Annotated in this window: 6 protein-coding genes; 3 read left to right on the plus strand and 3 right to left on the minus strand. The window is 37.1% G+C overall.

Going from position 1 to position 14,336, the window contains the following annotated elements; translation table 11 throughout:
• Positions 1-110: 110 nt before the first annotated feature.
• Both H6G57_RS02655 and H6G57_RS02660 read right to left on the minus strand, forming a co-directional pair.
• On the minus strand, positions 111-3,143 hold the full coding sequence (locus H6G57_RS02655; protein ID WP_190515771.1) for a UPF0182 family protein: 3,033 nt from the start codon (positions 3,141-3,143) through the stop codon (positions 111-113).
• Positions 3,144-3,193: 50 nt separating this feature from the next.
• Positions 3,194-3,832, minus strand: coding sequence for a DNA-3-methyladenine glycosylase (locus H6G57_RS02660; protein WP_190515773.1), 639 nt, complete (start codon positions 3,830-3,832; stop codon positions 3,194-3,196).
• Between the two features lie 903 nt (positions 3,833-4,735).
• Here H6G57_RS02660 and H6G57_RS02665 point away from each other — a divergent pair.
• From H6G57_RS02665 to H6G57_RS02675, 3 genes are all read left to right on the plus strand, one after another.
• Positions 4,736-5,581, plus strand: coding sequence for an ABC transporter permease (locus H6G57_RS02665; RefSeq protein ID WP_190516296.1), 846 nt, complete (start codon positions 4,736-4,738; stop codon positions 5,579-5,581).
• A gap of 84 nt (positions 5,582-5,665) precedes the next feature.
• Complete coding sequence (locus H6G57_RS02670) at positions 5,666-7,087, plus strand: ABC transporter ATP-binding protein (protein ID WP_190515774.1); 1,422 nt, start codon at positions 5,666-5,668, stop codon at positions 7,085-7,087.
• A 132-nt stretch (positions 7,088-7,219) separates the two neighbouring features.
• Positions 7,220-13,567 carry a glycosyltransferase gene (locus tag H6G57_RS02675; RefSeq protein ID WP_190515776.1) on the plus strand — a complete coding sequence of 2,116 codons (6,348 nt, stop codon included), beginning with the start codon at positions 7,220-7,222 and terminating at the stop codon, positions 13,565-13,567.
• Positions 13,568-13,607: 40 nt separating this feature from the next.
• On the opposite strand, the gene H6G57_RS02680 is transcribed toward H6G57_RS02675, so the two are convergent.
• Positions 13,608-14,315, minus strand: a complete 708-nt coding sequence (locus H6G57_RS02680; RefSeq protein ID WP_190515777.1) for a methyltransferase domain-containing protein — start codon at positions 14,313-14,315, stop codon at positions 13,608-13,610.
• Between the last annotated feature and the right edge of the window lie 21 nt (positions 14,316-14,336).

The following is a 14,336-nucleotide window of genomic DNA, read 5'->3' on the forward strand; positions in this document are numbered from 1 at the left end:
AACAGGGAACAGGGAACAGGGAACAGTAAGAAGTGAAAGGGTTTTAGAGTTTAAAAATGTCCTAACCGTAATGCGTAGCGCTATATATTGTTCCTGATTCCCTATTTCCTTTAACTCGGTTGAGGTTGAGGTAATTGGATATTCTCAGGTGGAATAATAGGTGGTGCTTGAAAGACATCTCTTAAGGCTTGTTCTAAGGTCGGTCGCATCACAATTCGATTTTCACTGGCTACGATTACTCGCACTAACGTCGGTAAACTATTTTCAGTTGCTTCTAAATACAAAGGTTCAACATAAAGTAAAGATTGTTCAATGGGAATGACTAATAAATTTCCTTGAATTACCCGTGATCCTTGACGATTCCAAAGAGAAATTTGTTCGGAAATATCCGGTTCTTGGTTAATTAAAGCTTCAACTTGTTCCGGGCCAAAAATCAAGCGTTGTTTGGGGAAACGATATAACAGTAAATGACCATAATTTTCTAAATCAGAACGTGCGGCTAACCACGCAACTAAATTATTGCGACTGGCGGGAGTAAAGGGGTGAAGGAGGATAAATTCTTCAGATCTTTCTGTTGGTAATCGCATAATTAAATAATAAGGTTCAACCGCTTGTCGTTGATCTCCATAAATTTCAACGGGAACCCGCCAGAGGTCTTCTCGATTATAAAAAACAATGGGATCACTCATGTGATAAGTTAATAAATGTTGAGATTGAATTGTAAATAAATCCACCGGATAACGAATATGCTGGCGAAGCATAATTGGCATTTCTTCAATGGGATGGAATAAATTAGGAAAAACTCTTCTGAGTGTCGATATTATTGGATCTTGAGTTTGTTCTAAATAATAAAATTTAATTTTTCCATTATAAGCATCTACAATAATTTTAACGGAATTACGAATATAATTAAATCCGGCTTCTTCGGGGTCAGAATAGGGATAAAAATTACTGGTTGTATAGGCATCAATCATCCAATATAAATAGTTGTGATCAGTGGATGGAGCTTGAGGATCTGATTCAGAATCCTCGAAATCCGCATCTGCAACCACTAAATAGGGATTACTATCATAATGGAGAAAAGGAGCGATCGCTTTAACTCGATCTAAAATATTACGTCGGAAAAGGAATTTAGTTTCTGAGGTAAAGTTATCGGTAAATAACATTTGCCAATTTTTTAAATAATAAGCAAATAACCAGCGCTTCCATCCAGTTCCAATGACAATTCCGCCTTCTCCATCATAGGTGTTATAAACATTCTCATTTCCCAGGGGAAAATCAAGTTCTTTAACTTGGGTTGAAGTCATGATTTGAGTATTGGTCAGTAACCCATAATAAATTCGAGGTTTACCAATAGGAATAAGATTGCGAATTCGCGGAGAAACTTGTAAAGTTGTATCTTCATCTAATTCGGGATCAGCGCCAATATCTTTAACAAAATATTCAGGAAGTCCGCCATTGGCGACGGTATTAACGGGAGATAAAGTAAATCCATAATCATGAGTATAAACTAAATGTTTATTGACCCAAGTTTTAGCTTTTTCGGGAACTAATTCATAATTTAATTCACGGGGGGAAATTAGTACCTGTTGTTTTTGTAAATTAGTGCTTAATTCTCCTGAAGCAGTTTGATTGAAGATAGAATAACGATCATAATCTGCATCAGAAAATTCATAATAGAGGCGAATTTGTTGTAATTGACGATTAGTTTGTAATAAAGGTCGTTTATCCCAAAGACGAATATTATCAATGGTTAAGTTATTATTTCTAATATCGGTGTAGGTTAGTTGAGCATTTGGATCAAAAGTTTCAACCTTAATTTTATCTAAATTAAATCCTTTGCGGGTATATTCAATACTTCGTTGAATATAAGGTAATTCCCGCTCTAGTTCGTTAGGTTGAACAATCAATCGTTGAACTAAACCCGGTATAAAACCTGCGACTATAATTGCAATTCCTAAATACCAAGTAAAAATAGCTCTTAAAGAATAGCTATCAGCAAATAGTTTATCCCTCGCTGAGTTAGAACGTTTTTTAAAACGATATAATTTAGTATATCTTAATAGTATTTCAATATAAGGTCGAATTCTTTTAACAGAAAATGTGGCTTGCCATAACATAAAAATAGCAATAATTAAAGCAAGTATAGATAAGAGTAAATAACCCGGCTTTAATATGTTGACATCGGTATAGCCAGCCCCAAAAATTACGCCGTCACTTGAATATAAAAGTTCATAACGAGCTAACCAATAGCGCATTGCACTATTGAGCATTAACAATCCACCTAATCCATGAAGATGACGTTGCTGAGGTTGTGAAAAACTAGGAAAATGTCCTTTACTCAGACTATTCCCTGAAAGTAAATAGATTAAACTACAACTAATAAAACTAACTAAAAATAATCCCATTAACCAAAATTCTAAAAGATGAACAATGGGTAAATTAAAGACATAAAAGCTTAAATCTCTTCCTAATAAGTTTTCTGTTTGGTTAAATGAAGTTGGATTAAAATATTGTAGAACGTTTGCCCAATGGCTCGACAAGACCAAGCTAAACCCAAAACTAAAGATTAAAGCTAATAAACTAAAAACAATAAAAGGTTTCCATAAAATAGAAATCATCAAAGTCAATAAAACAGGAAGTTTCCAAGTATAAGCTTGAAAATTTTTAATCCAATTCTCAATAATTTGAGGTTCAAACTGAGCCGGGAGGTTGGAAAATAGCGGTTGACTGGAATCCCAATGCCAATAACTAATAAAAATCTGGCTATAGTGGATAACAATTAAACCCAAGAAAAAAGATAAACTAAGAATAAAGAATAAAAGAGAAGGTAATCCTAATGCAAACTTGGGTAAATTCTCATTAGAAATATCAAAAATATTAACAGGGGGTTTCCTTTGTAAATGTTCGGGTAAATATTGATAACGTCGGGCAATTATTATATTTCCCCCCAACCAAACTGCGGTAATACATAAACCTAATATAGCTAACCCAATTTCTGTGACTAATCGTTGTTTGAAAACCGATAAATAACCGACTTCCTCAAACCAGAAGAATTCAGCCATAAATTTAGCACTGAGATCGAGAATAAATCCCAGTCCCAATATTCCTAAACCTATTTTAAAAACTTGATTTTTGGTCATTATTGAGCTATATTTTAGCAGGAGAAAACAATCAGTTCTATTTTAACCGATTAAACTTTAGAAACTGACGGACAATGAGCCAAATACCATCGCCAAGGGAGTTCCTGTCCTTGAGAGAGCCCAATGCGTGTCGTTTGGATAATAGCATTCGGCTGTTGTTCTAAACTCTGTTGAAAGGCTGAAGTTCGATGTTCTAACCATAACCCTTGATCAGGGTGAAGCGGTAAACCATTAAACTGAGTATTAATATCCAATAAGCGACACAATTTCCCTGGGCCAGAAGCTAAACGAATCTTTTGTTTTGGAGTTAACGGTTGGGTTTGTTCCAGGGGGGCTAAAATAGAAACCGGAATAGACTCTAACTGCAAAGCCCGAATTAAAACAGCGCTGGGTACATCCTCAACATCGGTAACAATATTTAAGCAGCAATACATCCCATAAATAAAATAAACATAACTAATTCCTGCTAGGCCAAACATCACCGCATTCCGAGGAGTTCGACGACGATAAGCATGACAAGCGGGGTCATTGAGTCCATAGGCTTCTGTTTCCACAATTAAACCCCGAATTTGTTCTCCAGTGGGGAGTTGTCGCACCAAAGTACACCCCAATAATTGAGGTGCAACCTGAGTTGATGGATACTCCAACTCAGATGGGTCTACAATCAAAGGCGTTCGAGTTGAGTTCATAACCCACAATGGATATTAAATTTGTCTTAGCCGCATTAACGGTGTTATTTACCCTTTCCTGTCTGTTCTTCGGAACCAAAAACGGTTTCTATGATACCGATAATTACCACGGTAATGGTTCAGCCCATTAATTAGAATGTGGGGGCGGTCAAGACTATTTGACTAGGGTTTGACCTCTCCCCCAACCCCTCTGCTGCAAGGCGAGGGGAGAAAGATCACACCCCCGACCTCTCTGCTGCAAGGTGATGGGATTAATTTATACCATGTCTTTTAACATCCGTTTAATTTCAATAATCATTAACGATTTAATAAACAGGATAGCCCTGAACTTGCATTTCGGGCTAAAAGCTAAAGTTATCTAAAGATAACGATTCTATTAGCCCGTTTTAACGGGTTTTAGCTCTTAGCCTGAAATTTATTTCAAGGCTTTATACATTTTTTGCCCTTATCGGTTAATGTTCATTAACGAAACAATAGTTATTTTCAAAATCGATAATTTTAGCTTGAATTTTATTGAGGGGTTTGTTATCTTCAAATCAGAGAACTTCAGAAACCGGGTTTCTTAACACAATATTGCTGTTGAACACAGAACCTTGCTAGAAATCCTGTTTCTGGGTTCCCCCGTAGAGAGTTCAGAAACCGGGTTTCTTCATAAAAATATCGGTTTTAAACACAGAACCTTGCTAGAAACCCGGTTTCTCGCTTCCCATCGCCTCAAACCCTCTTCCTCTAAGCAACTGAACCATTAGACTAGCATCTGGACACTTTATGTGGCACACTTATTGACTAAGATTAAATCTGGCAGTAAAAATCCAGTGGCTAGGATATTTCCCGCAGCCCTGCAAAGGATCTGAACATAAGGTGTGTGTAGTGAACGAGGACGAAAAAATTGCTTATGTCCCAATGAAAGGTGTTGTGCATAGAGCGGGGCGAGTAAGTCGCTGGCGGTTTGCCAATAGCCAATTATCCCTCAAACTCAATTTGCTCAGTACATTAGTCCGAAGGGATTTAGAGGCACGATACAAAGGTTCGATTCTCGGCAACCTATGGCCTCTATTAAATCAGTTATCCCAATTGCTGATTTATACCTATGTTTTTTCGATTGTTCTGAAGGTCAAACTCAATCTTGAAGGATTTCCTGATAATGAATTAGCCTTTGGACTGTGGCTGTTTGCAGGGTTAATTCCTTGGTTTGCCTTTACCAACGGTCTAACCCAAGCGGCTGCATCAGTGGTGGGACAACCCAATTTAGTCAAAAAGGTGGTTTTTCCCCTGGGACTATTACCCCTTGTCCCGATTTTTTCAGCCTTTATTGAAAGTTCCTTTGGCTTAATTGCCTTAATTGTGCTAACTGCCTTGTCTGCTCAAATTTTGCATAGTACCATCTGGTTACTGCCGTTGGTGTGGATACCCCAAGTTCTATTAACGGCGGGATTAGGCTATCTAACGGCTGGACTGACGGTATTTTTGCGAGATATTCCCCAAAGTTTAAGTGTGATTCTCAATCTTTGGTTTTATGTCACACCCATTTTATATCCCGTGAGTAAAGTTCCTGAATCTTGGCAAGTTTGGATTGTTTGGTGCAATCCCATTACTGGACTTTCTGAAGCTTATCGAGATTTAGTTTTAGTCGGGGAAATGAAACATTGGGGAGAATTAGCCATGTCCTCAATGATTGCCGTGGTTATTTTTTATGGAGGTTTATGGGTTTATAGGCGGTTACGTCCAGCTTTTGCTGACGTTTTATAACGGTGACAGTTCCTCACACACGCACAAGGTATTTCTAAACCGATACACAAACTGATCACTGATAAACCGGGAAATCAACAACGAATGAGCGAAATTGCTATATCTGTTAATCATGTTTCTAAATGCTTCAAACGTTATCGCCATCCGGTTGATCGATTGAAGGAAGTTTTTATGCCAAGTCAAAGTTTGGCGCATAATTTTTGGGCATTACGAGATATTAATTTACAAGTTTGGAAAGGTCAAACTTTGGGGGTTGTTGGGCGCAATGGTTCGGGAAAAAGCACCCTATTACAAATTATTGTGGGAACTTTAACCCCCACTCAAGGGAATGTGGAAGTCAATGGTCGAGTTTCAGCTTTATTAGAACTGGGTAGTGGGTTTAATCCTGAATTTACCGGACGGCAAAATGTTTTTTTTAATGGTCAATTATTGGGATTAAAAACCCAGGAAATAGAAGCTAAATTTGATGATATTGTGGCTTTTGCTGATATTGGAGATTTTATTGATCAACCAGTCAAAACCTATTCCAGTGGAATGTATGTCCGTTTAGGATTTGCGGTGGCAACCAGTGTTAATCCCGATATTTTAATTGTTGATGAAGCCTTATCCGTAGGGGATGAAGCCTTTCAACGCAAATGTTTTAGTCGAATTCATGAAATCAAAGATCGAGGCGGAACGATTTTATTTGTTTCCCATTCTGCCCCTTCAATTATTCAACTGTGTGACTCGGCTTTATTAATGGATCGGGGAGAATTATTACTCGAACATACGCCTAAAATGATCATTTCTAAATATCAAAAAATGATCTATGCGGATGCGGATCAAATGGCAATGATTCGAGATGAAATTCAACAATTAAGTCATAAACCTTCCCAACCTCCTGAAACTCTTTCGCCACCCTCTAAACCGAATAACTTCCATCCTGAAAACCCAGCCTCTCCTACATCTTTATCCTCATGGGAACCTAAAAATGGGCATTATAAAGATTATTTTGATCCGAAATTAGTTCCTGATCATCCGATTAAATATCCTTCTCGTGGGGCTGAAATTATAGAACCCCATATTACCACTTTATCCGGGGAAATTGTTAATCATTTAATTGCTCGAAGTAGCTATATTTATGCCTATTCTGTTAGATTTGATAAACCAGCTTCTCATGTGCGGTTTGGAATGTTAATTAAAACGGTAAGCGGGTTTGAATTGGCGGGGGCTTCCTTTTTAGCAACTTCTCAATCAATTAAACACATTGAAGCAGGTACTATAATTGCGATCAAATTTAAGTTTGAATGTCAATTATCCCCGGATGTTTATTTCCTAAATGCAGGAGTTTCGGGTATTGTAGAGGGCGAATTTACTTATTTAGATCGCTGTATTGATGTGGGGATGTTTCGGGTTCAACCCTATGAAGAATCTTGTAGTACCGGAGTGGTAGACTTATTGATCGAACCCAGTTTAAAAGTTAAGTCCGGTCAAGTGAAGCAGCAATCTGAACTAGAATGTCTTTAAACTTAGGTAAACTATGGCAAACTGGAACAGAGCAAGTTAAACCCAAAATCAACTCGCCTAAACTGAATTCCAATTCAATGCCTCAACGTTGTTCATTTTGATCAAGAAGCTGAAATCATCACTTAAACACTTATGGATAAGACTTCTTCACCCTCTTCTATTCTAATCGTTGCCGGAATGCACCGTTCAGGAACCTCTTTGACGGCTTCCTTGCTGCAAAATTTAGGCGTAAATATTGGTCAACAGTTAGTCGGTGCTGACTATGGAAATATTAAAGGTCATTTTGAAAATATTAACTTTGTAGACTTCCATAAATCGATTTTTAAAAGTCATAATATTGATGAAATTGGATGTGTTTTTACAGAGGAAATATCTCTTACAGAACAGGATATAGAAACGGCCAAAAAACTGATTGAAATTAATCAAGATCTTGATACCGTTTGGGGATGGAAAGATCCGAGAACCACATTATTTTTAGACTTTTGGCATGAATTATTGCCCCAAGCTAATTTTATTTTTGTTTATCGTTCTCCTTGGGAAGTGATTGATTCTCTCTATCGTCGGGCTACGGATGCGACTTTACTCGATCATCCCGAACTTGCCCTCCAAATGTGGAACTATTATAACCGTAAAATTTTAGAGTTTTATCAAAAATATCCTGAACAATGCCTTTTAGCTAATGTTTATACCATTGGTAATCAAACAGCAGATTTTATTCAAGCCATTAATCATAAATTTAAACTCAATTTACCCTGTGACTTTTCTAATCAATTTGAACCCTCTTTATTAGTCAATCGAATTTTAGCGACTCCTAAACCTTTATTTATTAAAGCTTATTTTCCTGAAGCGATAGAACTTTATCAACAATTAGAAGCTGCTGCGTATCCCTTAAGCAGCCGTTTAAGTACCTCAGAATTAGAAAGTTTAAATAAACCCTTATCCACTGACTGGATGTTTGAGGATTGGGCAAAACTTCGCAAGTTAGAGAAATCTCAATCCATTTTAGCCAAAGATTTAGATATTTTGCTCAAAGATCGGGATATTTTACAAACCGATATTGAACAATGGCAAGAACGATTTCAAGATGCCGTTGAACGTTTAATTAAAACCGAAAATCAACTGGGTCAAACTCAATTAAAACTCAATGGTGTAGAATCCCAATCTCAAGAAGCCATTACTAAATTAATTCAGACAGAAGAGGAATTAGGAAAAACTCAAGGAGAATTGGAAGGGTTTAAAACTCAATTTCAGCAAGCTGTAGAAAAACTGGTAACAACCGAAGAAGAACTCGGTAAAACTCAAGGGAAATTACAAGCTTTAGATGCTAAATATCAAGAAGCCTTATTGGGTTTGATTAAAGCAGAAACAGAACTTGGACATACTCAATTTGAACTGCAAAACTTTAATATTAAATATGAAGACTTAAACATTCAATATCAAGACGGACTCACCAAACTTTTAGCCTTAGAAGAAGAACTCGGTAAAACTCAACTGAAATTATTAGGGTCAGACTCTCAATTTCAACAAGCTTTAAATAAAATCTTTAGTTTAGAAGACGAACTCGGCAAAGCTCAACAAGAAGTTTCCGCCATGAAGTCTTCTAAATTCTGGAAACTTCGCAATAAATGGTTAGGTGTTAAACAACGTTTACGGCAATTTCGTCGGCGGTTTATTCATTCCATTGATTTTCCCCTAAATTGGCAATTAACCGGATTTACCGACAAATTTTTGAATATTTCCGGTTGGTGTTTTTACACCGGAAATCAACCTTTAAAAGCCATTCGTGCTAGAATTGGAACGGATATTTTTACCGGACAATATGGGATTGAACGGGAGGATGTTGCGGAGCTTCAACCCAACTATCCTCAAGCTCAAACATCAGGATTTTATTTACAAATTCGCGTCCCTCAAGGTGATTCTTTAGTTGAATTAGAAGCTCAAGATAGCACCGGAAAATGGACTATTTTTGCTCGTTATCCTTTATCCGTTTCGACGTTAGGGGCATCTTTTGATGTTCCAATGCAATGGGAACAACGACAAGGACAAATTTTATTTGCCGGATGGTGTTGTCATCCCACCCATCACATTACTCAACTGAAATTAATCTGTGGAAATCAGTGGGTAATTTGTGCCCATGGCTTACGTCGTGTCGATGTGGGGCAGGTATTTCCCAATTGGGTTGGAAGTTCAGAAAGTGGGTTTGAAGCGTTAATTGATATTCCCTCTGGAAGTTGGCAAATTAGTTTAGAAGCTCAATTAGAAACGGGAGAAACCCTCACCTATAATTGCCCTCAAACTTTACAAGTTTCTCGCTATGGATTATTAGAAAAAAGTACAATAAAAGTTAAACAAATTTCTCGCTATAGTGCCGCCATTCAAAAACGAATTGGAGAACGAAAACAACGGTTAGGTCGTTTGTTACCTATGCCTTGGGAAATTCCGGCAATTATTCGACAAATGCGCCTGATGTATCGGCAAACCAATGCCCCTCTCGGTGATGTTTTACCACCTCAAGGATTTGAACTTCCTCAACCCGTTGACGCCTATAATGCTTGGTTAGAAGCTAATCAATGGACAGAACGTAGTTTCAATCATTTAAAAACTCGATTATCCGCTTATTCTACTGAAATCTTGCCTAAAATTTCAGTGGTGATGCCTGTTTATAATCCCCCCATAGAATTTTTAGAAAAAGCAATTCAAAGTGTCATCAACCAAGTGTATTCTAATTGGGAACTGTGTATTGCGGATGATTGTAGCACTAATGTTCAAGTTGCAGAATTATTAAATCAATATGCAGCCCAAGATTCTCGAATTAAAGTAACTTTTCGCACCGAAAATGGGAATATTAGCGTCGCAACCAATAGTGCAGCAAGTCAAGCAACGGGGGAATTTATTGCATTTTTAGATAACGATGATGAATTAACCCTCGATGCTTTGGGAGAAATGGCATTATATTTAATCCAATATCCTGAAACAGATTTCCTTTATTCTGACGATGACAAAATCGACCCGGAAGGCAAACGATTTGCCCCCCAATTTAAGCCGGACTGGTCGCCTCAATTGTTACTTTCCTATATGTATATGGGGCATTTGTTAGTGGTTCGGCGGTCGATTTTTGAACAATTAGGAGGGTTTAGAATTGGATTTGAAGGGTCACAGGATTATGATTTTGCCCTGAGAGCAACAGAAGTTTCTCGCCACATTGGTCATCTCCCGTTAGTCTTATATCATTGGCGCACAGCCCCCGGTTCAACGGCTGTTTCTGGGGCGGCAAAACCAGCCAGTTTTGATGCGGGAAAACACGCTATTCAAGAAGCTTTAACTCGTCGTCAAAGTCCTGGAAAAGTTTATCAACCGAATTGGGCTAGTGAACTGAAAATCGGCATTTTTTCTCATCAATTTCCTGATCAAGGGCCATCTGTAGCAATTATTATTCCTACAAAAAATCAGCTTAAATTACTGCAAGCTTGTGTTGAATCAATTCAAAAAACAACTTATCAAAATTATCAAGTTGTTATTATTGATAATGAAAGTGATGACTCCAAAACTTTAGAGTATCTGAATCAAATCAATACTTCTGAAAAAATATCGGTTTTAAAAATAGCAAATAATGGAAAGTTCAACTTTGCTGCTATTAATAATCAAGCCGTTGAACAGACAAAAAGCGATTATATATTATTCCTGAATAATGATACTGAAATTATTAATCCCCACTGGTTAACTCAGATGATGGGTTATGCTCAAATGAACGGTGTAGGGGCAGTAGGAGCGCGATTAATTTACCCCGATGACCGCATTCAACACGCTGGAATCCTGCATGGACTTCATCATGGTTTAGCGGGTCATGCCTTTAAGTTATGCCATCGTCAAGATTTTGGGTATTTAGCTTATTCTAAAGTGGTGAGAAATTATTCGGCTGTTACGGCGGCTTGTTTATTAACACCCCGTCAATTGTTCTTAGATTTAGGAGGATTTAATCAAACGGATTTTGCCGTTGCTTACAATGATGTTGATTACGGTTATCGATTATTTGAAAAAGGTTATCAGTCGGTTTATTGTCCTGATGCTGAATTAATTCACCGAGAAGGAACCAGTCGAGGCTATAAAGATGACCCCAAAGAAGTAGCAAAATTCCGTCGTCAATATGCTAATAAAATCGACCCTTTTTATAATCCTAATTTATCCTTAGCCAATGAGTGGTTTCAAATTCAACCCCGACGCTATCAGTTTAAATTAACCCAGAAAAAAGCACCTGTTCCTAAAGTTTTAATGTGTAGTAATGAGTTGGAATATACAGGCGCACCCTTACATCAATTTGAAATTGCTGTTAAATTAGCTTCCGAAGGAAACCTAGAACCTGTTATTTTCTGTGTCAATGATGGGCCGTTACGCTATGCTTATGAACAACAGGGAATTCGAGTCATTATTCGAGAACATCCCTTAGCTAATCTTTATCAATTGGAAACCTATCATGAAGCTATCCAAGGGTTAGCAAAAGAACTACAATTAGAGCAATTTGATGTGGTTTATGCTAACACCTTAGAAACCTTTTTCATGGTAGATTGTGCGAAACAAAAGGCTGTTCCTTCTGTCTGGAATGTCCATGAAAGTGAACCTTGGCAAACTTATTTTGATGGCTTAGGTTCAGAGATTGCGACGAGAGCATTAGAGTGTTTTCAGTTTCCCTATCGGGTGATTTTTGTAGCGGATGCAACGCGAAATCTTTATCAACCTTTAAATAGTTATCACAACTTTACGGTTATTCATAATGGCTTAGATATTGAACGGTTAGTGAAAGCCTCAGAACAGTTAACAAAATCTGAAGCTCGAACTGGGTTAAACATAGCAGAAGATGAAATCGTAATTTTGTTATTGGGAACCGTTTGCGAACGCAAAGGACAACAGGATTTAATCAAAGCGTTGCCTTTATTATCTCCTCAATATCATAGCAAAATTCGCTGTTTTATTGTAGGCGATCGCCCTAGTCTTTATAGTACAAAATTAGCGCAATTAGTCGCTCAACTTCCTGATAGCTTAAAAGACCGATTAACAATGGTTTCAGAAACCCCAGAAACCGCCCAATATTTCCTGGCTGCGGATATTTTCGTTTGTACGTCTCGAATTGAAAGTTATCCGCGAGTGATTATGGAAGCTATGGGATATAACCTACCGATTATTACAACTCCGGTATTTGGAATTCCTGAACAAGTGCGTCCTGAAATTAACGGTTTATTCTACACTCCCAACCAACCGGAAGAATTAGCAAAATCTTTAACTATTCTATTAGAAAATCAGGAATTAAGACAAGAATTTGCAGACAATTCTCGCTATGTTTTAGAGTCTCTAAATACCTTTGAAGAAATGACTCAAAGCTATTTAGAAATTTTCCAAGAAGCCTATTTTATTAATCCTTATCCCCTTGCTGAAATTTATTCTGATTCTCAATCTTTAGAAGTGTTAGATGTAGAGGTGGAGATTATACAACCTTCTCCTGAACCAGAAGAAAAGAATTCTGAACCAGAAATTAATAATCCTGAACCCCAAATTATTGAACCCCAAATTATTGAACCTCAAATTATTGAACCCCAAATTGCTGAACCTCAAGCTAAAAATTATTGGGAAACTAACCCAACCGCAGCAGCAAGCCAATGGGTTTCTAATCCAATTATTGCTGAAAAAATTCATCAACGAATGTCTGGCGGTCAAACCAAGAAATATTGGTTACGGTGGTTAATTGAAGATTATTTTGTGGGTCAAAAATTTAATAATCTTATCTCATTAGGCTGTGGAATTGGCAACCATGAAATTTTAATGGCAGAATTAGGATTTGCTCAAACAATTGATGCGTTTGACTTCTCGGCTGCGTCCTTAGAAATTGCCCGACGAGATGCAGAAAATGCGGGTGTTTCTGTTAACTTTTATCAGGAAGATTTTAATACCTTTACCCTGAACCCAGAGATTAAATACGATATGGCATTTTGTTCGGGTTCTCTCCACCATGTTCGGGAATTAGAACGATTTTTAGAAATTGTTCATAAAGCGTTGCATCCCCAAGGATATTTTATTATTAATGAATATGTGGGGGCGAATTATTGTATTTACGATCAACATCAAGTTGAAATGATTAATCGTTTGTATCAATGTTTCCATAAGTTAATTCGGTCAGGAGTTATGGAAAATAAATTTATAAATCCCAGCATCCATCAAGTCTTTGCCACCGACCCCTCAGAAGCGGTTCGTTCTGAATTGATTTTACCGTTTATTGAATATTATTTTGATATTGAATTGTTTAATCCTTTTGGAGGCGGAATTCTCCATCCTTTGTATCCTTTATTAGATCATAATCAATTTTTGCCAGGTGATCCCAAAGGAGAAACGATTATTAAACTGTTGTTAGAATTTGAACAAATATTAATGGAAATTCCAGGAGGATTAGAATCAGATTTCTGTTTATGTGTATTACGTCCCAAACGCTTCTAAGGATTTGAAGGGAATAGAAAATCTATTCCCCTGTACACTGTTATAACTTTTTGATAATCGTAATGAGTTCATTCCCGTTATCAAAAATTTTTTCTAAAGACAAAGGAAAATTTAGCTGCTTTTTTAACGTCATTAAAAAATCAATGAAATCTTTACCTGTCCACACATGAAAATGGATACTTAAATCCTGCTTCATCAATTGCTTAACCATCCATTGCGCTTTCGTTTCGTCCTTTTCTTTTTCCACCAATTCAACCCATTCTTCATAATGATATTGCCTAGACCATTCGGGGCCTTCGTGATAATCTTTTAATAAATGTTCAATCGAAGTAACCGGACGATCTCGATCAAAACAATATTGTTTTTCAGGAACCGCTAAATAAAGAATTCCTTCTTTTCTAATGACTCGCAACAAATTCTGAATCGTTAGAATCGGGTTTTGACAATGTTCAATAAAATGATTGGCAATCACAAAATCTTGAGTTTCATCCTCTAATGTTCCTAAGAATTCACCATCATCGATAATATCTACAGAAACTAAATCAGCATTTTCTAATTCAGAATAATGTTTTCTTAAGTTAGGAACACTCATGCGATCCACATATTTAACATGAGCCGATGCAGGAACCTCCAGAGGATGATTTAAAGCTCCCACTTCAATTCCATTTCCCTGTAAATATCTGTTGGCAAAAAAACGCCGAAAAATATAAAGTTGATCAACGATTTCAGTATCAGCAGTGAGTGTCATAATTGTGATATCCTCAATGGG

Origin of the sequence: Planktothrix sp. FACHB-1365, assembly GCF_014697575.1 — a bacterium.
Lineage (GTDB): Bacteria > Cyanobacteriota > Cyanobacteriia > Cyanobacteriales > Microcoleaceae > Planktothrix.